The organism is Lactobacillus apis (assembly GCF_002837055.1).
Classification (GTDB): domain Bacteria; phylum Bacillota; class Bacilli; order Lactobacillales; family Lactobacillaceae; genus Lactobacillus; species Lactobacillus apis.
The window spans coordinates 1-21,718 of record NZ_PDKP01000012.1 but is presented as its reverse complement, the minus strand read 5'-3'; the positions used below and the strand labels follow the sequence as shown (position 1 = coordinate 21,718).

The following is a 21,718-nucleotide window of genomic DNA, read 5'->3' as shown; positions in this document are numbered from 1 at the left end:
GCCCGATATTTTTGCGTAATCAATTGCGAAGGGTAGTAATAGTTTACCGTACGGAAGGTTTGCCCCTTGTATTTGCCCGATAAAATTTTTAAATGTAAAATTTGCTTTCTTGTTTCGTCCTTGTTGTCATAAACATCTGTACTTTTTTCGACCAGCGTATCTTTAATTTGCCTATCGCTGATGACGGCAACATCATGCTTAGTATAGATGTCTGTGGCAAAGTATGTACAAGCCGTCAAAATCAAACCAATGACTGCAACAATCATAGCAACAAGATAACGTCGCTTAATTCTCTTCAATTTGACCATCCTTAAATCCATAATGGTTCTACTCTACCGCAAAAATAGCAATTTGGAATCTTAATTTAGCTTAATAAGTTAAAACTTAATATTAATAAAAAAACGGCTTTAAAAAGTCGTTTTTAATTATTTAGATATCCAAAAATCTTTGCCACCAGTGTGCCTTTTTGGATTCAATCTGCATATCAGTCAAAGTCCGCAAGCCACTATTGTTGGCACTTTTTTCGGCATTTTCCTTAGCTTTAGCTAATATTTCTTCATGAACTTCTTCACTTGATTTTTGGCCATCATCGACAACTTGGGCACGCTTCTCCGCAGCTGTTAACGGTTTATCGATGTCAGGATTGGCTTGATCAAGTAAGTCCGTTTCATCATCAGTAATAATGCCTGAAATATCAGGTAGCCCGGCAAATGCACTTTCACTAGCCTCTTTTTGGCCTAATTCTTTTTGCTTAGCTAGTAAGTCTTTGTTTTGCTTTTCAATTCGATTCAACTGCTTCTGCAATTTATCAAGTGCCGAATTTTGTTGCACAATCGTCTGCTGTAAAGCCGTTAGCAATTTTGCCATTTGCGAAGGTGACATCACTTCTTGTTTTTCCTGCTCAGCTTTTGTTTGAGCAGCCTTCTTAGCTTTATCTTTTTTATCACTAACAGCAAAAATCTGTTGGGCTGCCTCTTGCAGCGTCAGTCCATTATCTTGAGCTAATTTATGAAAGTCCTTGAGGTCTTGTAAGTCCTTTTTACTATATAAACGGGCTTTTTGCTTTGTCCGTGCATAATAGTCCGGCTTACCCGTCACTTTTTCAACAATCAGTGAATACTTCCGCAAAGTTGGGACACTGATTTTTAATTCCTTAGCAGTAGCAGCAGGTGCAGTTAACTCTTCAAAATCATGCTTATCTTTTGTCATTGATTAATACTCCCAGCACAATCTAATTTAATCATGTTTATGTAGCAGTGTCTTTTTGTGCTCGTAGCGTTCTTGAGCGTACTCAATTAGACGTGTGATTAATTCAGAGTATGGGATACCTGCTTCTTCAAATAATTTAGGGTACATGCTAATGTTAGTGAAACCAGGTAGCGCATTGATTTCAGTTAAAATTAGTTGATGATCACTTTCACGCAATGTTGAGTCAACACGTGATAAACCACTACATTCTGTGGCTTGATATACCTTTAAGGCATTTGAGCGAACCTTTTCAGTAATATCTGCTGGTAAATCTGCCGGAATCTGCAACATAGTTGTTGAGTCATCATCATACTTATTTTCATAACTATAAAAAGTACCTTCAGCGTTGATAATTTGACCAACACCAGAAACGATTGGCTTATCATTACCTAGCACAGCAGTTTCAACTTCAGTTCCATGAATTGTTTCTTCGATTAAAACTTTGTCATCATATCTAAAGGCATCTTCCAGTGCGTCATTGAATTCTTGTTCATTAGTTACATGATGAACCCCAACAGAAGAGCCTTGATTAGATGGCTTCACAAACAAGTCGCTACCTAATTTTTCGCTAACTTTTGCATAATTGCGCTTATCATTATTCACATCTTCGTATTCAAACCGCTTAATTGAAATCCAGTCAGCAACAGGTACACCAACGCGTTGCGCCAGGATTTTTGTAAACTCTTTATCCATTGTGACTGCAGATGCCAAAACATCGTCACCAACAAATGGCTTGTCGAGAATACGGAAAAGTCCCTGCAAACAACCATCTTCACCTAAATTGCCGTGAACAATTGGAAAGAAAACATCGATTTCAGGTAAATCAGCCAGCTCAATCAGATTGGAAATGTTCGCGACTTTATGTGGATTTTCTACAGTATACTTGGGATTCTCAAGAACTTTAAATGAATCTTCCTTACTTGCCAAATAACCGTCATTGGTAATCCAAATTGGACAAACATCAAATTTGTCCTTATCAATTGCATTATAAATATTGTGGCCCGACATAATTGATACTTCATATTCGGAGGAATTGCCACCAAAGATCAGACCAACCTGTGTTTTTCTAGTCATTTATTCTACCTCTTAACTAATGTTTCTAACTTTTTAATTATACGGCAATAAACTTGTAAAAAAGTGTAAATTAAACGATTTTTTGAAAAAATTTCCTTATTTGTTCTCTTTAATGTAAAAAAGCCCCCATTTACTGCGGCTTAGGGAACTTTTATTATGAAACAAGAAAGGTGAATTTACTTATTTTGCTAGTTACTAACTCTCTTTTTAAGTCCAGCCGTAATCTTACTTAATTAGCATTATTCCCATGCAATGCGATAAAGTTTGTTAATTTTAGTGGGATTTTTCGTCAAAAATTGCTGGTGGTACGCAACTGTTAAATAAACTTCATTATTGCCAATTAGCTGTAAACCCTCAAGTTCGGTGTAATAGCCAGGAATTTCTAATGCGGGCTGCTCAGTCAAGTCAGCCATTTCCCAATTAAGTGGATTAGATTCACGCCACGGAATTTTCACAATTTTTCGATCATGTCCCACCTTGTCACTAGCGGGCTGGCTAGATNGGCTGCTCAGTCAAGTCAGCCATTTCCCAATTAAGTGGATTAGATTCACGCCACGGAATTTTCACAATTTTTCGATCATGTCCCACCTTGTCACTAGCGGGCTGGCTAGATATATACAAGTCATTTTGTTCTTTGCCACTTTGATCAAAATAATGGTTAAGGGCAAAGCCCTGCAACGAACCAACTTGGCCAGTGCCACCAGACAAATTAGGAATCATAAATGCATCCAGACAGTTAAGCTGGGTAATATCAACGGCTTTATTAGGTGCTTTTGCCTGATCAAGAGCAGCATTAAGCTCATTTAACTGATAGAGCGCAAAATAGCCATTATGATCATTGTCACCATAAGCAATTAGTGCAGCTTCTCGATCGGACGAAACAGCCAGTTCCACCCTAGCAAACTGGTCACTGGGACAGCCAATTCCGAATTTCTCACCGGCATGATTTAAGTTGGTTAGACATGGCACACCCTTAAGGTTAGTTATCGGTCTAAGCCTTGGTAACTTTAGGCGAGCAATTTGAGAAGACCAACTAGACCAGCCTTGCTGCTGATTCATGTCATTGGGCTTTACCCCAACAAACCATTGCTTCTTTCGCCCAGCATTTTCAAAGGTCTGCGTATGACCTGCTACTTTTTGGGCTATTCGTAAAGTTGGCCAGCTTTTTTTAAAAGAAACATTGCGCCCTTTGCGACCGCGGTAAACAAAAGATGCACCACCGACTTGCTGCAAGGCATACGCATGGTTTTGCCCTACATAAGTCTTTTGGACCACTACTTGACGCAAGTCACGATCGACTGGACCAGTTACTCCGTCCCAATCATCTAAATCACTAATTAATTCAATCTCAATATTATGGACTTTAGGAATTCTCTGATTAAGCGGCATTATCTTTCTCCTACACGTAAAAAACTGATAATTAGCACCTTTATTTTAGTATTTTGCAATTTTAACACTGATTTGCAAATTTTTGACTTATAATAAATTGAGAATTAGGAGGGATAAAGTAAAGTGTCACGTAAAATCATTTTAATATTAACTAACTTACTTTGTGTTCTTCCTTTTAACATTAGTGTGGTTAGTGCTGCCGAGTTCACACCAGCTGAGACAGCTAAAATTCAGCAGCTTCGGCAAGACTATAACGCTCTAGACCAGACCACCTTTAATACTACAAATCTTTATGCAGTTAAACCGCAATTTAGTCGCAAATTTAAAGAAGGCATACTAGCACCTGCTTATCTTGAGCAGCAACTGGCTTATATTAACTATTATCGTCAGCTCTTCAACTTAGAACCAGTTAGTGACAATCATCAAGACAACATTAGTGCTCAAAAAACAGCAGCAGTGTTAGCACTACTTAATGCCAACCCTTTAATTAATCAGCATAATTTACCTTACGAAAAAAGACCGAAAATCGTCAATCGCGGAACTTGGCAAATTGCACGTTCGACCTCTAATGCAGCAAACCTGAACTTTAATACATGCAACCAGTCTGCTGGAGACGTCGTAACGGATTTACTCACTGATTCATACAATCTCTCAGGAACAGATACGGGACATCGCGCCTGGCTACTGTCAACCAGGCTAACTACCATTGGACTTGGTGCAGCTTATGGCAAAAATGGTTATCGTTATTCAGTTCAAAAAGTCATCAATTCGACTGATGCTTTTCGCCTGGCCAGCCAGGCGCAAGTCGCCTATCCAGAAGCAGGTGTTTTTCCAATCGAACTTTTGAAAGGAAAAAACATTGCTTGGTCACTTTATTTTTCTGATCAAGTAATTGAAGGATCCCCGCAAATTACAATAACTGATGAAGACACTGGCATCAGTTATCAAGCTGAAAAAGTTGAAAACTTTAGTGATGCCGGCTATGGTAACTTTCAATCAGTTATTACCTACTTACCGGGTGATACACCTTTAATTTCCGGACACGAATACCGCATCGATATCAGCGGTATCACCAGCTACCGTTTTAAATTATTTCAGTTAAAACAATAAAAGCACGATTTCCCTTAAAATCATGGAATCGTGCTTCTTTATTAGAGATATTTTTTAACTGCTGCAAGTAAATCAGCTTCGCTATTAACAATTGTACCATTAAGTTTAATTAACCCGGTTGTATACAAGTTAACATAATGGAACTGATTCTCGGCAATTTGTCCTAATGCCTGTAGCTTTTGTTGGTTACTACTACCCTGTTGACGTGTGTCCGTATAAAGACCGATAATTGGAATTTCTTTTGCATAAGCAACACCAATTTCGCTGGCTACGCCATTATCAATGCTTAACCCGTCAAGAACTGCCACCATCAAATCGCTGGCAAGCAATTTTTCTGTGTCGGCTTGGGCAATCATCTTGGAATCAGCGTAAGCCTGCTTGTCATTGATTGAGTCGTTTTCTTGAGGTAAGTATAAATCAATCGTTTGATCTAATTGTCTAATTTTAGCTGCGAGTTGTGCATTGTAATTAAGTTCTGCCTGAGAAAACAGTGCGTTTGCAAAATAGATTTTCATGTTTGACTCCTTTGGTCATTTTTCAATCACGTATAAATAGCTGAAGCCTTAATTATTAGGAGAAGTAATCTTCCAAGGAATTGCACTGAAAACGTACAAAAGCACGCCAACAATCACAAAATCAAGGAAAATACTGCTGCCAATTTCAAGTAAATAGCCTAAAACTGCAACACCTTCAACATTAATTATAACTGGAATAAGGGCAAATATTCCTGCAACCAGTATTAGCCAAAAGCCTGCCCACATAATTGATGCGGTCGTAACATGTACCAGCATCTTTTTAGTAAAAACTGCTCTTATTTCATTGAATAATGAGCGCAGACTAATTATGGCCATTATCATTAAAACAATATTTAACAATAAAAGACCAAAGGCAACATTTCCACCAACAGTGATGGTGTTCAAACTGAATGCATCCATTACTTCATATGGGGCATTACTACCTTGCTTTTTCAATTTTTCTTGTACTAGTTGCGCATCGCTTGATGCGCCCTGGTCAATATTTAAATTGATATCATGCAAAATATCATTAGCCAAAGTTAGCTTGTTTACTTTAAACCATGGCTTTAAAGTGTAATCAATAATGTGGTCGGCAATTGGTTGTGTCTGCTTAGTTGTTAATAAATTAGCATCATCAGTTTGCCGCGCCCCAATTTCTCTTGCGAGCGTATTAAAGTGCCTATTGACTTGTCTGACAACCACAACTTGATTGCTTTCAGACCTAATTTGTCCTTTCATAAAAAAAGGATTGAGAAAAGTCACTGAGACCATTACCAAGGTTACAATTAATAAAATAATAAAAGATAAAGCCTTTTGATATTGGTGCTTTTCTTCCTGAGTGACTCTACGCAAATCTGTTTGCGCACTGCTTGTCATATATGTCCTTTCTAACAGACGATCTCCTTATCTTCATCAAACATTGTATCAATTGCATTGTGAATTGCTTTAATGTCAATTGACTTAATTATCTTATGACCTGCTTCAAGTGCTTTATCTACTTGCTCTTGATTACAATGCAAAAAGCTATACATCAATGAACTAGTAGCATAATCTGCCAACTGTTCTGCAGAAAGATTAAATCGACTGCTATCATGATAGAGGCGTCCAACGCCAGTTACAACAAAAGCAATACCATACTCTACTTCATTAAGATTGTAGTGATCTTCGTCAAAAATCTGGTTTTCTTTTACCCAGCTATTGAGCATACTACTCCAGTTATCAAGTGTTTCATTGCTACTGAAGACCTCTGAAATAATTCGCTTGAGTCCCTTATCATAAATGCCGAGCATCGCAACTGTGTAAATAAACGCTTTGGTACGAGCACAAATGTTACCTTCCTTAGTAGGATTGAACTTTCTTACCTGTTCATCCAGCGTATTAAGGATATTGCGAACCACATCATCAGTTAATTTTGCTTTATGTGGATAGTACGATTGAAGAAGAGATTTAGAAATTCCGGATTTTTCTGCAATCATCTGAAAGGATACATTGTCCATTCCGTTTTCCCTAATCAAATTGAAGGTATTACTTAAAATTATTCGTCTTCTCTTGAAGTTTTTACGTCGTGCCATTTTATGGTTTCTCCATTCTTACACATTTTGTTCTTATTATATCAGTGTTATGAAATAAATAAACAAAAATACACAAAAACAGCACAAATGTTGTTACACAAAGGTTTATGTGTACAGCATAAAGTGTATAAATTGTGAAATTACTTCAAGTCACTTTCACTTAGCAAGTGCATTGAACGGTCATTATAAACATAGTTAATTCCCCGCGCAAGTAGCAAGTCAACTGAAATACGAACCATCCGGTCAGGATAGTGATTGTGCTTGATTGTGTCAGTGACAACAATCTGCTCAATTGGTAACTCATTAAGTGTTTCTAGTGCGTTTTGTGAAAGAAGTGCATGAGTTGCAGCAACATAGACCTTATTAGCACCAGCTGCCAAAACAGACTTAGTTGATGAAGAAATTCTTGAACCTGTATCAATCAAATCGTCGACAATGATACACTTTTTCCCCTTAACATCTCCAATAATGTCATGAACATCAGCATCATAGCGTGCGCGACGTTGATCAACGATTGCAATTGGAGCATCAAAAAATTGACCAAAATTACGTGCCAATTTTGCGCCAGAGTGATCTGGTGAAACAACGACAATGTCATCATCTTCTTTAGTTGCAATACCATTGTCAAGGAAGTATTGCGCTAAAAGTGGCATAGCGTGTAAGTGATCAACTGGCACATTGTAGAAGCCTTGAATTTGCGAAGCGTGAAGATCCAAGACAATCAAGTGATCCATACCTGTTATTTGCAGTAAATTAGCAATTAACTTAGCTGTAATTGGTTCACGTGAACGTGTTTTGGTATCTGAACGTGAATATGCTAAATAAGGGATAACCACGTTAATCCGATGTGCAGAAGCACGATGGAGAGCGTCTAACACAATCTCAAGTTCCATGAAGTTTTCGTTTACTGGATCTTGAATTGACTGAATAACAAAAACATCACAACCTCTGACGCTTTCACCGATATTAACTTGAATTTCGCCATCGCTAAAATGCTGAACAGCAGTTTCGATTAACGGCTTCTTTAAAATTGTGGCAATCTTTTCATTTAAAGCCGGATTTCCACTTAACCCAATTAACTTCATTGGGTGCATCAACTGAAGAATTTCTTCTTTATTCATAGCTACCTCTTTATTAAAAATACTAACTTTGCAAGACCTATTATAACTAAAAAAAACTACTAATGCCCAGAAAAGGACAAAAATCAAACAAAAAGCCGAAAAAAATCTTCGGCCCTTATATATATTGATAACTATTTAAAAAAATCTTCCATTAAATTAAGCAGTTTAAAACTTCTAACTGCATAACTTTCATGCTTTTGGCGTGGCATAATCATTAATTGTCCCTGGGGGATAATTTGACTATACCAGCGAACATGCTCAACTTTAACCCAGTCTTTTTCGCCCACAACGCAATATGTTGGAATTGAAATTGCTTTTAAGCTATCTACTGACATAAAACTTTCGGTCAATTCAACTTCACTGTCACGATTGCGCTTTAAAAAGCGCATCACGCCTTCTGTTAAATAATGATACGGCTTGATGCCATTACCATTGACGAAAACACCAGCTACCATTAACTTCTTAAAAACAGTTTGATCCTGGCTTGCGAGCATCATTGCAACCAAACCACCAGCGTCAAAGCCAAAACAATAGCAGCCCCTAATGTCAACTTGCTTAATAAAAGCAGCGACATCATCAACTTCAGTTTGATAATGCTTGGCAATTTCACCCTCACTTAAACCGTGCCCGCGCATGTCGAGGACATAGACGGTATAGTAAAGGCCAAGCGGCGCAATAATTTGATCAAACATCCCGCCATCAAGGTGATGACCATGCAAAAGAAGAAGTGGCTCGCCTTTACCAAGCTTGCTGTAATAGAGTTCATTACCATTGACTAGTTCTTTCATCGCTGATCCCTTTCACTTGCCTCAATTAGCTCATGCTTAGTGCCTTTTTCTTTTTTATGCTCTTGCCACAAGCTATGAATCATTGTTCTAATGATGAAGTAATTTGCCTTAAAGTTATCGGGAATCATTTTCAAGTTAAACTTGTGAACCATGCTATCCTTGCGTTGCCAATAATGATATAGCGGCGTACTATCGCAATAAAAACCATCGGTTAACGCAAGATATTGAACAGTAAAAATCTGGTCCTCCATAAAGGCCAAATCGCTCATAAAATGCAAATGATTATGTTTAACTACAGATAATTTATAGCCCTTATTCCACGTATAGCCCTTAACTGGTGTAGCTAAAAAATGATTGTCCATCAGTGAACCTAAGGGATTACCTACTAACTGGTATGTACGCAATTTATTCTTCATACCATGAACATTTTTCTTAGTGGCCGGAATTGACCCCTCTTTATTTTCGTAATCTAACCAAAAACCACAAGATACCATTGCTGCATCAGGATGATCATGAAAAGCGCGAACGAAAAAGGCTGTGTAGCCAGAATCGACCCAATCATCGCCATCATGAAAAGTGAAATATGGTGTATCGACATTTTCAATCCCAACATTACGCGCATCCGAAAGACCGCCATTAGGCTTATTAATTATGTTGAAATAGCGGAATTGATCACGATATTGTTCCGCAATTTTTCTTGTGCTATCAGTTGAGCCATCATTAACAATTAACAATTTGAAGTTTGGATCGTCTTGCTTAGCTAAATGATCAAGCGCACGAGCCAAGTATTTTTCAACATTGTAAACTGGCATGATGACAGTTAATTCAGGTTGCTGAATCATCGCACCCCTCCTTTATTGAGTTATATTATACCATCTTAAATATTAAAAATATCGTAAACTAGCCGCCTTTAAACTCGATTTTAAACTTTTATAAGCAGCATTTAGTATAATTGATAGCGATAAAAGGAGTTGATTATTTTTATGAAAAAAGCAATCTCACTTGTCGCTACAATCACGACACTGTTATTTAGTACTATTGGTCTAGTCAGACCGCAACAGACAGTTAAGGCTGATGACCTACCGGTTGTCTGTCTTGGTTCATCCCTTACAAATAGCCAGCGCAGCGGTACTTTAAGTACTCTTAGCGATCCACTAAACGGGGCAAGCTACCAAACTATCAACATTACTGGGGCGGACTTAGTTAAATACCTCAATCCTTCGGGTTCCAACTTTACAACCAATTCTGGTGTTTGGTCCAGTGCGATGATTCAAAAAACAGCGCAAGGTAGTGGTATTAATGTAAGGATTCTTGATTATCAAGGAAGAAATAACATTACCACGATTACAGCCAATCAATACAAGAATGCAGCTGTTACCGCCGGAATTGCAGATGCTAATATCTACGTTACTAGTGCTGTGCCAATTGATGGTTCAGGCGCACTTGCTGGCGTTTACGCTGCTTACAGCAAAACAGGCGAAAACCTTAACCAAAGTCAGGTTAATGCCGCTCAAGATGAGATGGGCACATTAAGCAAAATTACTAAAGAAAACAAAGATAAAGACGGCTATTCTGATGCCCAATTGAACAATGCGGTTGCAGGAGCAAAGCAAGAAATGGGTAAAGTTGGTAACAACATTAGCGATAGCCAAATTCGTGATATCGTCAACAATCAAATCAACATTAACCATTTGGGTGACACAATTAACAACAACCAGAAACAACAAATTATTAATGTTCTAATTGAAATCCGTAATTCTGGTGCGTTAAAAGACAACAAGTTCAAAGAACAAGCCGGTGCAGTATCCGCGAATATTAAGAAAAACGCCAAAAATATTTTTGACAAAATCAACACACAAGAAAATCGCAACTGGCTCGAGAGAATGTGGGATAATGTGACCAACTTCTTCAGCCATCTCTTTAGTGGAGCAATTGTTATTAACTTCTAGTTACATTTGATCCATGAACTGATTAAGAGTATGATCTACAAATTCATTACCGCGATTGTTTGCATGGCCTTTTGTCCATTCAAATTGAGCGTTAGTAAACTGATCTAGTAATTGATCCAGTTCTTGCCAGCATCCCAAGTTAGCAATTTCGCCTGGCGTACTCTTCTTCCAGCCACGTTTTTTCCAGCCCTTAAGCCAGCCTTTTGTGATTGGATTTAAGACATACTGTGAATCAAGGACAAATAATAGTGGTTTCTGATTAAAGCCTAATTCAATTAGTTTTTTCAAAGCTTCAATTAGCGCCGTTAATTCCATTTTATTATTGGTAGCGCCGAACTCACCATTTGAATCATAAGTTGAGCATTTTTTGCCCGCTTCGTCCCACTCAATTAGGTAAGCCCAAGCCGCTTTGTCCGTTTTCTTAACGTGACCACCCTTAAAGTTGCCAGTATTGCGGGTCCCGCCGTCCGTGTAAATTGTCGCAAAAAACGCTGTTGTATCTTGCTGTGTATTTACCGAACTCTCGAATTGTTTAGACTTATGTTCAGCGACCGGTTGTTTTTGCTTAACATCATGGCTAGCCTGCTGAATTTTGGCAATTGCTTGTTTAAGCGAGTCTTCATCTTTTTGAAAGACCTGATCAATAGTTGATTGATCCCAATCCAAATACTCGGTAGCGTCAGTTACCTTGGTAAAAGATTTATATTCGGCATTAGGATAGCCATCAACTTGTTCTTTGGCCGCTTCCCAGGTGCGATAAACACCCGGCTGGCGGCCTTTTTTTACTGCATAAAATTTCATATGTACCTCAGTCACTAAAATGCGATTAGCAATGTTAGAATATAGATAGTTTAATTTTTTAAGGTGGCATGTATGTTCTTCAATACTAAAAAATATAAGGAAGAAGCAGAGAAAAACCGCAAACTCAATCTAGCAGAAGAGCCAAGTAAATTCAATATGATTTCTTTGGCTATTTTGGCAACAATTGCTCCTTTGCGGATTTTTTTGCGTCTACATAAAAGAAAGATTGAAGATGATGTCACAGTTGAGAATAAACGCGGATCATTTGAGCAAGTTCCAATCATCTACTTTCATGGCTTCCGCGGCGGTGATTACACCACTCAAATGATGGTTAAACAAGCCTTAGCAGATAAAGGAGACCCTCATTTTCTCAAGGTAACGGCGGATTTATGGGGTAACTTCAAACTCGAAGGAACTTGGACGGGCGACAAGAATCCAATTGTTCAGGTTGTCTTTCGGCAGCGAATCGTTGGTGTATATGCGATTGACTATTACTTACGGTTTATTTTACCCTTTTTAGCTAAAAGATATCATTTTACGCACTACTCAGCAGTTGCCCATTCATTAGCCTGCCCCTGCATTGTCAGAACGGAAATGCGTAAGTACCGGAAAAATAATTTTCCGCACTTAGCCAAATGCGCTTTTATTGCCGGGCCTTTTGATGGCGTTACTTACATGGGTGATATACCTAATGTAAATGAACTTAACAGCAACGGACGACCGACTGTCATGAATTTACATTATCTCTATCTCATGCTTCGACGAAAACATTTCAATTCTAATATTTCCGTCTTGAATATTTATGGTAATGTACTTGATGATACTAACAGCGATAAATTTATTTCTGTGATTTCCGCCAAAAGCATCCGTTACATTCTGGCTCCTAACGTTAAATCTTATCATGAAGTTGAAATTCGTGGGAAAAAGTATGCCGAACATAGCTGGATGCATGATAATCCACTTGTAATCAATATCATAGATAAATTTATTGGACTAAAAGATTAATTTTTTGGAGGATTCACGTGACCCTGCTCCGCGACATTTTTTACATTATCATTATTACTAATACTATTTTAGCCTTTTACATTGTCTTTCATCGACGACGCTCAGTTTCTACCACATGGGCTTGGCTGATTATTTTACTAGTATTTCCTGTGATTGGAATTACACTTTACGGCTTTTTTGGCCGCGGAATTTCACAGGAAAATATTTTTGCTATCAACAAACAACACCATATTGGTTTGCGTAATGTGCAGAAATCTATTACCAAGGCACCGAAAAAAATCAGTGCTTCTGACACCTCTAACAAGGCCAAAATGGTTGTGCACTTTTTCGACCGCAACAGTGAATCACCATTAAGTAAAAACAATCACGTCAAGTTATATACTGACGGCGAGCAAATGTTTCATGACATGATAAGTGACATTGAAAATGCTCAACAAACAATCAACGTTGAGTTCTATACTTTTTACAATGATGAGATCGGCAATAAAATGCTTAATTTATTGATTAAAAAAGCCAAAGAAGGCGTCAAAGTAAAGCTACTTTACGATGCATGGGGTTCTCTCGGTGCCACTAAGGCCTGGTTCGACCAATTAAATAAAGCCGGTGGGGAGGTTCTTCCCTTTGTTACTTCCAGAAACATGATTACGCGGTATCGAATTAACTATCACCTGCATCGTAAAATTGTGATTGTCGACGGAAAGACTTCATGGACCGGTGGCTTTAATGTCGGTGACCAATACCTTGGCCGCAAAAAGAAATTTGGCTACTGGCGTGACAGCCAAGTTCGTATTGTTGGTTCCGCATCATTACTTTTGCAAGAGCGTTTTGTTATGGATTGGAACGCCTCAATTCAAGATGAAGCCCAATTGATCACCTTTAACACCCTGCTCTTCCCTGATTTAGATGAAAATGAGATTCATCCTGGTGATGTAGCAACCCAAATTATTTCTGACGGTCCCGATCGTGATAACGCCAATATGCGTAACGGGATCATTAAACTAATGTTCCAGGCGAAAAAACGCCTGTGGCTCCAAACACCTTACTTAATTCCAGATGATGCGATGTTTGCTACTTTGCAAACAATTGCCATGTCAGGAGTTGATTTGCGCATCATGATTCCATGCAAGCCAGATCATCCCTTCATTTATCGGGCAACGCAGTGGTATGCAAACGAGCTTTCACGCTATGGCGTTAAAATTTATATTTATGACAAGGGCTTTATTCATGCCAAAACAATTGTTGTTGACGATGATTTTTCAACAGTTGGCTCAATGAATCAGGACTATCGCTCCTACGACCTGAACTTTGAAGATGTAGCTGTTTTTTATGATAAGAATTTCACCGAAGAAGTAGCGAAGTCATTCGAGCAAGATATGCAAGACTCTACTTTGCTTACTCCAGAAATGATTGAGCAGCAAGGACGCTGGTTGCGGACTTTGCAAAGCTTTTCAAGAATGCTATCACCTATTTTATAAACAAAGAAAAACCCAATTCCTTTACATTAGGAATTGGGTTTTAACTTGCGTTTAACACATTTATAGAATATCTTGAATTTCAATTCTAATACTGTTGTGTGCGTAGCTTTTAATTGTTTCAACTATCTGTGCTACACCAGTAGAAAACTGTAAATAATATTGCCGATTTTTCTGGGTTGTAATTATGCAAATAACAGCATTCTTCTTTGGATTGGGCACTTTGATTAAAGTTACCAAAGCTATTTCTGAATATGGCACCGTGCGACGAAAGTAACCGGAAACTACTACTCTTTTAGAAGCAAAACCAGTGAAACCATCAATGATGCTCATCAATAAAATAATGGCTAAAAAGATGGCTATTCCCGGATCGCCTTTTTCAAGCAACTGCCAAGCAAAACCAATCCAAATGAAAATTATCGCCCAGATGATTGAAGAGGAACGGTAATGTCCTCTCAAGTTAATGTTGGCCTGCCAATACCAGCTATAACAAGTATAACCAAGTAGTATGGCATCCATAATAAGATAAAAACTTGCCATAAAAATTCCTCTCAGTAAATATACTTACCCATTATAACAGAACACGGCTTTTTGGTTTGCTAAAACAATTTTTGAAATAAAATTAATTTTTACTTGCATTTTAATTAAAATAATTGTTAAATAATCTTAAATTAAATGCGATGAAAAAGACGAGTAAATAATTTATCTCTTTAAGTGAACTAGTGATAGTGCGAAACTAGTAGACCCTGAATTATCGAAAAACACTTTGAGCTGCACACTGAAATGATTCCAAAGTAGGTGGCGCCGTCTCCAGTACGTTACCACGCTGGTGAAGCATGATTGTGCTTCATGAGTTGGTCCGAATTTCGGACAATCTAGGTGGTACCGCGGAAAAAAGCCTTTCGTCCTTGTTCTATTAGAATAAGGCGAAGGGCTTTTTCTTTGCTTTAATATTTTTGGAGGTAAACACCATGTCCTTAATTTTGCCAGAAAAATACCAACCAACTCTAACTATTCGTGATACAGAAGCAGCAATTGTCTTCATCCGCGAACGATTCCAAGAAGTCTTAGGGCAAAAATTACATTTACAAAGAATGTCGGCACCGCTTTTTGTTGAAAAAGATACCGGATTGAACGATAACTTAAACGGAGTTGAACGACCAGTTGCCTTTGATGCAAAAGATCTACCTAAAGATGATACAGTTGAAATTGTCCATTCACTTGCCAAATGGAAGCGCATGGCGTTAAAGAAATACGGCTTTGGTATTCATGAAGGTCTTTTTACCAACATGAACGCTATCCGTCGCGATGAAGATTTGGACAACTTCCACTCAATTTACGTTGACCAGTGGGATTGGGAAAAGATCATCGCCAAAGAAGAACGGACCGAAGACACATTAAAAGAAACGGTTAGAAAAATCTTTTCAGCAATTAAGCAAGTAGAAACTGAATGTGCCGAACGCTATCCTGCTTCTACCTACCGACTCCCAGAAGATGTTCACTTTGTTACTACCCAAGAACTTGAAGATGACTGGCCAGACTTAAGTCCTGAGGAACGCGAAGACAAGATTGCGAAAAAAGAAAAAGCTGTTTTCATTATGAAAATCGGTGATAAGTTAAAGCGTAGTGGTCAACCACACGATGGCCGTGCTCCTGACTACGATGACTGGGCATTAAACGGTGACTTAATTTTCTGGTATGAGCCTCTAGGTCAAAAACTTGAAGTTTCTTCAATGGGCATCAGAGTCAGTCCTGAAAGTCTCCACGAGCAACTTGAAAAAGCTGACTGCCTTGACCGTGAAAAATTGCCTTTCCACCGTCAACTACTTAAAGGTGAATTACCTTACACCATTGGTGGCGGAATTGGTCAATCTCGTTTATGTATGCTCTTACTTGGTAAAGCTCATATTGGTGAGGTGCAGGCAAGTGTTTGGCCAAGCGAAATGCTCAAAGAGTGCGAAGAACATCATATTCAACTTCTATAATTAAATAGTAAAAAAGAACAGCCCCTAGCTTGGAAAGTTCCACCTAGGGGCTTTTACTATATCTTAAATTAATAACCGAACTGAAGTTGCGTGCTTTAAGAATCGCACTAATAGATCCAGCTTCTAGCCTATTTATCAATTGTTAGTGCGGGAAGATAAGTGTACGGATAATCGCCATCGTAATTAAGCCAGGCTTTTAACTCCTTAATTGATTTCAGAGCAATTTTTCTGTTATGACCATGAAGCTTCTTTGCCTCCGCTTCAGCCTGTTTCAATGAAACCTTTTTCCCGTCAGATTTTTGATCCATAGCCTTTGTTTCAGCCTTAATCAATTTCTTTAAAGCTTTTTTCTTAGCATCTACGTGATAGAAGTTTCCATTGACTAAGCTAATCCAGCCTTGCTGCTTTCCACTTTGGTCAACAAGGTGGCCCATAATTTCTACCTTTCCCATACCAAATTCTGTAATCTTGAACTTGGTCTTCTTTTCTACCATTTTTTCAACCCAATCCTTATTGTATGGTTGAACATCATACTTAGAAGAATTAGGGCATTCAGGATATACAATGGCCTTTGGTGAAAGTACGAACACATAGCCATCTTTTGCCAAACGTCCTGCAGGCACATAAGTTATATCGGGTTCTTTGACCTGATTAGTTTCTGCTGGCTGCTCCGCACTAGCTGCTTTTACTTCAATTGAATGACCCAATATTGTAAAAGAAGAGAAAACGGCTACTGAACATAGAAGGTTTTTCAAAAATTTATGTTTCATTTTTTGTCCCCCAAATGAAAATTAAATAATAAATTACATAATTTTATTTTACATTTATCACAAAAACATTTCAATATTAACCACTTATTAATTACAAATAAATTACAAAATATTAATTAATCGATAAGCGTATAGTCAATTCCGCCTAAGCTTTTGTTCATTAAGAAGTTAATCTTCCCAGCTAAAAGCAGTATAGTAGATGGGAACACATTTTTAGAAAGGACATAAACATGATTGATTCAACCCAAATAACAGAACTTAAAGATGATCTTAACCAGGCACAACACATTACTTTTTTAACAGGTGCTGGTGTTTCTACCCACTCAGGTATTCCCGACTACCGCTCAAAAAACGGGATTTATGATGGAGTTAATGAAAGTCCTGAGACCATTTTAAGTGAGGAAACACTCTACCAGCAACCTGAATTTTTCTACCAGTTTGTCATGAATAATATGTATTTTCCTGATGCCCAACCTAATAAAATTCATCAAAAAATTGCGGAATTTTGTAATGAAAAAGGCGACCTAATCACACAAAATGTCGATCACCTTGACCATAAGGCAAATAATCACCATGTAACAGAATTTCATGGTAGTTTATATGATATTTACTGTACAAAATGTCGTCAGCCAGTTTCATATCAAGAATATGCTAACTCTTTCCGCCATAAAAATTGTGGCGGCATCATTCGTCCCGATATTGTCTTATACGGTGAGCAAATCGACCAAACAAACCTTTCTAAATCAATTAATGCTATGAGCATGTCAGATCTAATAATAATTTGCGGCACCAGCTTTGTAGTCTATCCTTTCGCTCAGCTTCTTTCTTACCGTCAGCCGGACGCAAAGGTTTGGGCAATCAATAAAACGACTATTCCTGCTGCAGGCATTTCTGCCATCATCGGTGATGCACTGGATGTTTTCCAGCAAATCTAAGTCTATAATTTATTTCACTTATTAGGAGCACTTCTCTTGCCTTGTGGTAAAATACTAGCAATTGTTTAATGCGCGAACTGATTATTTATTCAGTTTGAGCACTTAGAAAAGAGTTTTTAAAATGTCAATTATTAAAATGTATGCTCCATTTTTTAGTGCTAGCAATTGGCTCCATGTTTTAACCAGTGGCAAGGACTGGCTAATCATTCTGACACTTATTTTAATGGAATGTCTGCTTTCAGTTGATAATGCAGTTGTTTTAGCCGCACAGACTAAGGTATTACCCACCAAGAAAGAGCAAGAAAAATCGCTATTCTATGGTATGTGGGGAGCCTATATTTTTCGCTTTATTGTAATCGGAATTGGCACTTACCTAATTAACTTTTGGGAAATTAAGTTAGCGGGCAGTTTATACCTGTTTTACCTAGCCTTTAAGTTTTTCTACGATCAGCGTCATCCACAAAAAGCACAAGCTGAAGAAAAAGCCGAAGGCGAAAAAATTGCACAGCATTCGCCCAAAAAGGGCAAACACTTTTTATCACTCTTCTGGCGAACAGTTATTTCAATTGAGGCAATGGATATCGTCTTTTCAATTGATTCAGTTTTGGCCGCACTAGCCGTCTCGAATAATCCAGTTGTTGTTTTAATTGGTGGCATGATTGGAATTTTATGTATGCGAGGCGTCGCCGAAATAATTATCAAATTAATGGATATTATTCCTGAATTGCAGCCAATGGCCTACGTCCTGATTGCAATTATCGCATTAAAATTGCTTGTTTCATTACCACCACTTCACTATGAATTACCAAACACTGTTTTTGCGATCATTGTTTTTGGTGTCTTAATTATCACAATTGCGTTTCACTTTTTACGGCTTAAAAAGCATGGTCGTTAACTATAATTGAGAAATAATTTTTTCTTTGAGCACAACCGCCTGGTTATGCTCTTTATTTTTAGCACCGTATAAAAACAGCACGTCTTGTTTCTGCAACTGCTGTTTCACTAGGGACACAAACTCGACCATGGCTGAATTTGCTTCAAGTTCTGCTAGATACCTTTGCTTAAATTGCATAAATTTATTATCATCATGATTAAACCACTTGCGAAGCTCTTTACTGGGTGCAAGTTCCTTAGTCCAAACATCGAGTCTGGCATCTGTCTTGCTTATACCTCGTGGCCATAATCGATCCACTAAAATGCGATACCCCGCAGGCTGCTCTTTTTCATAAATTCGAACTAATTTTATCTGATTCACTTTACTCACCTCTTTGTTAAATCTAGTGTACTACTCAAGGGAAAAATGGATTATTCAACATACTTTACTAACTACTCAACTGAAGAAATTAGTGCCGATCTACTTGGTCGACCATTAACTTATAACGATGGCAAACGCACTCTCGGCGGTTATATTGTCGAAGCAGAAGCATACTTAGGAAAAAAAGATCGTGCGGCACATTCTTATGGTGGTCATCGTAGTCCTGCAAACGAAGGTCTTTATGGCCGCGGCGGAACAATCTATATTTATGCTCAACGACAATACTTCTTTTTCGATGTTGCAACTCAAGCAAAAGATGAACCACAAGGTGTCTTAATCAGAGCAATTGAACCTGCTTGGGGAGTTGAACAAATGATTAGTAATCGCTCGGGTAAAAACGGCATTTTATTAACAAATGGACCCGCTAAGATGATGCAAGCTTTTGGCATTCATGATAAAAATTGGGATTTACATTTTTTAAGTGATTCACCCTTTGCAATCGACTTAAATGATCAACATCAAAAAAGGCCGCAAGAAATTGCTAAGAGTGCCCGCATCGGTGTCAACCAATCTGAATTAGAATGGGCAAATAAACCATTGCGTTTTTTTGTTGCCGGCAATCCATATGTTTCGCGAATGAAGAAAAATGATTATCGTGCTAATAATGGCTGGCAATAAGTGCTAATTTTAAATATAAAAACTGGTAAGAGTACACATTTGATTTATAGCTGTTGACAAGTTAACCTTTTTAGCCTATCCTGTTGATTAAGTTAAATAATTTCCAATGCAATAGAGGTTGCGGTAATTACGAAACTAATCTGAGTGAACGAACACAATGAAGATTAGTGTAAGAGTTATCGCCGAAACAAAAGTGCTATTCGCTTTAACACTTTTGTTGGGCTGCAGGAGAAGATCTTGCAGACTGTCCTAGTTAATACTGGGGAGCGCTATATGATTTGTCTAAAATATGATCAATTATAACCTCGTTGTTTTGCAAACAGCGAGGTTTTTATTTACGCTTTTTATTGTATTGGCTTTATTTGAAACAAATTTCTCGGAGGTTTTCAAAATGAAGTCAAGAAATAAGTGGATTACCGCTCTAATCACGGTGATGCTTAGTTTCATCATTACAAGCAATTTTGGTATTACACAAGTTAATGCCAAAAAAGATGATGGTGAACTAAAGGTAGCAATGGAGGCCAACTACCAACCATATAATTGGACTCAAACTACAGACAAAAATGGTGCGGTGCCAATCGAAGGCTCACGCACATATGCCAACGGCTATGATGTTAAAATCGCAAAAATAATTGGTAAACAATTGCATCGTAAGGTTGTTGTAGTCAAGACTGAGTGGGATGGTTTACTTCCAGCTTTAACCAGTGGCAAAGCTGACCTGATTATTGCCGGAATGAGTCCAACTGCTGAGCGTGCAAAAGCGATTAATTTTACTAAACCATATCGAAACAGTACTTTTGTTGTTATTACTAAAGTCAATAGTAAATACGCCAACGCTAAAACGCTAAACGATTTTAAAGGTGCTAAGTTAACTGCTCAGCAAGGTACTTCGCACTATGCACTAATTAAGCAACTTAAAGGTGCCAAAAGACAACCAGCAATGCGTGACTTTGCTGCAATGCGTCAAAGCTTAATTTCTGGTACCATTGATGGCTATATTGCCGAAGATACCGAGTCAACCTCATTTAAAATGGTTGACCCTGACATCAAGGCAATCCCAATTAGTAAAATGGCCGGTTTCCGCATTTCTAAAGAGGATTCAACTACTGCAATTGGCATCGCCAAGCCAAACAAAGATTTACTCAAGCAAGTTAACCAAGTCTTAGCTACTATTCCAAATTCTGAAAGAACCAAGCTAATGACTACCGCCATTTCACAACAACCAAAAACTGATGAAACTAGCAAGAAAGGCAAACAAGATCCTTGGCTCGTCAGTGTTTGGAAACAATTTGGGGGCATGATTTTAAGTGGTATTGGTATGACCCTTCTTCTTGCTTCAGTTGGTACGATTGCCGGTTTCTTCATCGGTCTTTTCGTTGGTATTATTAGAACTATCCCTACCCCAACTAGCAGAGGTAAAAGATGGTTTTCGAAGTTTATTAACTGGCTTCTATCCGTTTATATTGAAGTTTTCCGCGGTACCCCAATGATGGTACAAGCAGCCGTAATTTATTATGGAATTGCTCAGTTCTGGCACATCAATATCGATCGTACACTTGCTGCACTAGTAATTGTTTCGATTAACACAGGCGCATACTTGGCAGAAATTATTCGTGGTGGAATTATTTCCACTCCAGAAGGACAATTTGAAGCTGCCAGCGCATTAGGAATGACCCATAACCAAAGAATGTGGCATATTATTTTGCCTCAAGCTATTAAGAACTGTTTACCTTCAATTACTAACGAGTTCATCGTTAATATCAAGGACACTTCTGTTTTGAGTATCATTTCAGTCTCTGAACTTTTCTTTGTCGGTACAACAATTGCCAGTCAGACCTTTAAGTTCTTCCCAACTTACCTGACAATTTCAGCTATCTACCTGATTTTAACCTTTACAATTACCAGAATCTTTAATCTGATTGAAAAGCACTTGCAAGGAAACAAAAACTACAACTTAATGGCTAATCAAGTTCAAGTAGGCACAACTCAGGATATGGAGGCCAAAAAATAATGACTGAATCAAATGAAACTATTTTAAGCTTACAGCATTTG

The 21,718-nt window shown here is 38.1% G+C and carries 23 protein-coding genes, 1 pseudogene, 1 riboswitch and 1 other annotated feature; of the genes and pseudogenes, 9 read left to right on the top strand and 15 right to left on the bottom strand.

Going from position 1 to position 21,718, the window contains the following annotated elements; genetic code table 11:
* From CRG87_RS06620 to CRG87_RS06600, 5 genes and pseudogenes are all read right to left on the bottom strand, one after another.
* Positions 1-320: pseudogene (locus tag CRG87_RS06620) on the bottom strand (YibE/F family protein); the annotation flags it as partial.
* Positions 321-429: 109 nt separating this feature from the next.
* Positions 430-1,209 carry a transcriptional regulator gene (locus tag CRG87_RS06615; protein ID WP_074426062.1) on the bottom strand — a complete coding sequence of 260 codons (780 nt, stop codon included), beginning with the start codon at positions 1,207-1,209 and terminating at the stop codon, positions 430-432.
* Between the two features lie 27 nt (positions 1,210-1,236).
* Positions 1,237-2,322 carry a D-alanine--D-alanine ligase family protein gene (locus CRG87_RS06610; protein ID WP_074426063.1) on the bottom strand — a complete coding sequence of 362 codons (1,086 nt, stop codon included), beginning with the start codon at positions 2,320-2,322 and terminating at the stop codon, positions 1,237-1,239.
* Between the two features lie 239 nt (positions 2,323-2,561).
* The gene (locus CRG87_RS08200) at positions 2,562-2,798 is read right to left on the bottom strand and encodes a helveticin J family class III bacteriocin (protein ID WP_165775968.1); all 237 of its coding nucleotides are present in this window, start codon (positions 2,796-2,798) and stop codon (positions 2,562-2,564) included.
* A gap of 19 nt (positions 2,799-2,817) precedes the next feature.
* Positions 2,818-3,711: a helveticin J family class III bacteriocin gene (locus tag CRG87_RS06600; RefSeq protein ID WP_101138707.1), complete on the bottom strand. Its 894-nt coding sequence runs from the start codon at positions 3,709-3,711 to the stop codon at positions 2,818-2,820.
* Between the two features lie 123 nt (positions 3,712-3,834).
* Between CRG87_RS06600 and CRG87_RS06595 the strand changes: the two genes are divergently transcribed.
* Entirely contained in the window at positions 3,835-4,821 is a 987-nt protein-coding gene (locus CRG87_RS06595) for a CAP domain-containing protein (protein WP_074426065.1), read from the top strand.
* A gap of 41 nt (positions 4,822-4,862) precedes the next feature.
* On the opposite strand, the gene CRG87_RS06590 is transcribed toward CRG87_RS06595, so the two are convergent.
* The 6 genes from CRG87_RS06590 to CRG87_RS06565 form a co-directional block, all read right to left on the bottom strand.
* Positions 4,863-5,336: a nucleoside 2-deoxyribosyltransferase gene (locus CRG87_RS06590; protein ID WP_074426066.1), complete on the bottom strand. Its 474-nt coding sequence runs from the start codon at positions 5,334-5,336 to the stop codon at positions 4,863-4,865.
* 48 nt (positions 5,337-5,384) lie between these two features.
* Positions 5,385-6,212, bottom strand: coding sequence for a hypothetical protein (locus CRG87_RS06585; RefSeq protein WP_074426067.1), 828 nt, complete (start codon positions 6,210-6,212; stop codon positions 5,385-5,387).
* Between the two features lie 11 nt (positions 6,213-6,223).
* A complete protein-coding gene (locus tag CRG87_RS06580; protein ID WP_074426068.1) occupies positions 6,224-6,907 on the bottom strand; it encodes a TetR/AcrR family transcriptional regulator in 684 nt (227 codons plus the stop codon).
* A 140-nt stretch (positions 6,908-7,047) separates the two neighbouring features.
* Positions 7,048-8,028 carry a ribose-phosphate diphosphokinase gene (locus tag CRG87_RS06575; protein ID WP_074426069.1) on the bottom strand — a complete coding sequence of 327 codons (981 nt, stop codon included), beginning with the start codon at positions 8,026-8,028 and terminating at the stop codon, positions 7,048-7,050.
* Positions 8,029-8,159: 131 nt separating this feature from the next.
* Positions 8,160-8,816 (bottom strand): alpha/beta fold hydrolase, encoded by a 657-nt coding sequence (locus tag CRG87_RS06570; protein ID WP_074426070.1) that lies wholly within the window; start codon positions 8,814-8,816, stop codon positions 8,160-8,162.
* Positions 8,813-9,658: a glycosyltransferase family 2 protein gene (locus CRG87_RS06565; protein ID WP_074426071.1), complete on the bottom strand. Its 846-nt coding sequence runs from the start codon at positions 9,656-9,658 to the stop codon at positions 8,813-8,815. The genes CRG87_RS06570 and CRG87_RS06565 overlap by 4 nt, the downstream gene beginning before the upstream one ends.
* Positions 9,659-9,799: 141 nt before the next feature.
* Here CRG87_RS06565 and CRG87_RS06560 point away from each other — a divergent pair, with 141 nt between their 5' ends.
* Complete coding sequence (locus tag CRG87_RS06560) at positions 9,800-10,765, top strand: DUF1002 domain-containing protein (protein WP_074426072.1); 966 nt, start codon at positions 9,800-9,802, stop codon at positions 10,763-10,765.
* Here the strand turns inward: CRG87_RS06560 and CRG87_RS06555 are convergent, their stop codons facing one another.
* On the bottom strand, positions 10,766-11,566 hold the full coding sequence (locus CRG87_RS06555; RefSeq protein ID WP_074426073.1) for a ribonuclease H family protein: 801 nt from the start codon (positions 11,564-11,566) through the stop codon (positions 10,766-10,768). It lies immediately after the preceding gene.
* Positions 11,567-11,638: 72 nt separating this feature from the next.
* Here CRG87_RS06555 and CRG87_RS06550 point away from each other — a divergent pair, with 72 nt between their 5' ends.
* Entirely contained in the window at positions 11,639-12,571 is a 933-nt protein-coding gene (locus CRG87_RS06550) for an alpha/beta hydrolase (RefSeq protein WP_074426074.1), read from the top strand.
* A 17-nt stretch (positions 12,572-12,588) separates the two neighbouring features.
* Positions 12,589-14,046, top strand: a complete 1,458-nt coding sequence (gene cls, locus CRG87_RS06545) for a cardiolipin synthase (RefSeq protein WP_074426075.1) — start codon at positions 12,589-12,591, stop codon at positions 14,044-14,046.
* A gap of 60 nt (positions 14,047-14,106) precedes the next feature.
* Here cls and CRG87_RS06540 read toward each other — a convergent pair whose 3' ends face one another.
* Positions 14,107-14,583 (bottom strand): hypothetical protein, encoded by a 477-nt coding sequence (locus CRG87_RS06540; RefSeq protein WP_046305882.1) that lies wholly within the window; start codon positions 14,581-14,583, stop codon positions 14,107-14,109.
* 131 nt (positions 14,584-14,714) lie between these two features.
* Positions 14,715-14,956 (top strand) — a binding site (T-box leader).
* A 58-nt stretch (positions 14,957-15,014) separates the two neighbouring features.
* Here CRG87_RS06540 and asnA point away from each other — a divergent pair.
* Positions 15,015-16,028, top strand: a complete 1,014-nt coding sequence (asnA, locus tag CRG87_RS06535) for an aspartate--ammonia ligase (RefSeq protein WP_074426076.1) — start codon at positions 15,015-15,017, stop codon at positions 16,026-16,028.
* Between the two features lie 128 nt (positions 16,029-16,156).
* Here the strand turns inward: asnA and CRG87_RS06530 are convergent, their stop codons facing one another.
* On the bottom strand, positions 16,157-16,798 hold the full coding sequence (locus CRG87_RS06530) for a hypothetical protein (protein WP_074426077.1): 642 nt from the start codon (positions 16,796-16,798) through the stop codon (positions 16,157-16,159).
* A 230-nt stretch (positions 16,799-17,028) separates the two neighbouring features.
* Here CRG87_RS06530 and CRG87_RS06525 point away from each other — a divergent pair, with 230 nt between their 5' ends.
* The gene (locus CRG87_RS06525; protein WP_074426078.1) at positions 17,029-17,733 is read left to right on the top strand and encodes an NAD-dependent protein deacylase; all 705 of its coding nucleotides are present in this window, start codon (positions 17,029-17,031) and stop codon (positions 17,731-17,733) included.
* A 121-nt stretch (positions 17,734-17,854) separates the two neighbouring features.
* On the top strand, positions 17,855-18,628 hold the full coding sequence (locus tag CRG87_RS06520; RefSeq protein ID WP_074426079.1) for a TerC family protein: 774 nt from the start codon (positions 17,855-17,857) through the stop codon (positions 18,626-18,628).
* Here the strand turns inward: CRG87_RS06520 and CRG87_RS06515 are convergent, their stop codons facing one another.
* A complete protein-coding gene (locus CRG87_RS06515; RefSeq protein ID WP_074426080.1) occupies positions 18,629-18,988 on the bottom strand; it encodes a DUF488 domain-containing protein in 360 nt (119 codons plus the stop codon).
* 45 nt (positions 18,989-19,033) lie between these two features.
* Between CRG87_RS06515 and CRG87_RS06510 the strand changes: the two genes are divergently transcribed.
* Positions 19,034-19,666, top strand: coding sequence for a DNA-3-methyladenine glycosylase (locus CRG87_RS06510; protein WP_046305870.1), 633 nt, complete (start codon positions 19,034-19,036; stop codon positions 19,664-19,666).
* Between the two features lie 104 nt (positions 19,667-19,770).
* A riboswitch (Lysine riboswitch) is annotated at positions 19,771-19,946 on the top strand.
* Between the two features lie 111 nt (positions 19,947-20,057).
* Positions 20,058-21,677: an ABC transporter substrate-binding protein/permease gene (locus CRG87_RS06505; protein WP_074426081.1), complete on the top strand. Its 1,620-nt coding sequence runs from the start codon at positions 20,058-20,060 to the stop codon at positions 21,675-21,677.
* The last annotated feature ends 41 nt before the right edge of the window (positions 21,678-21,718 follow it).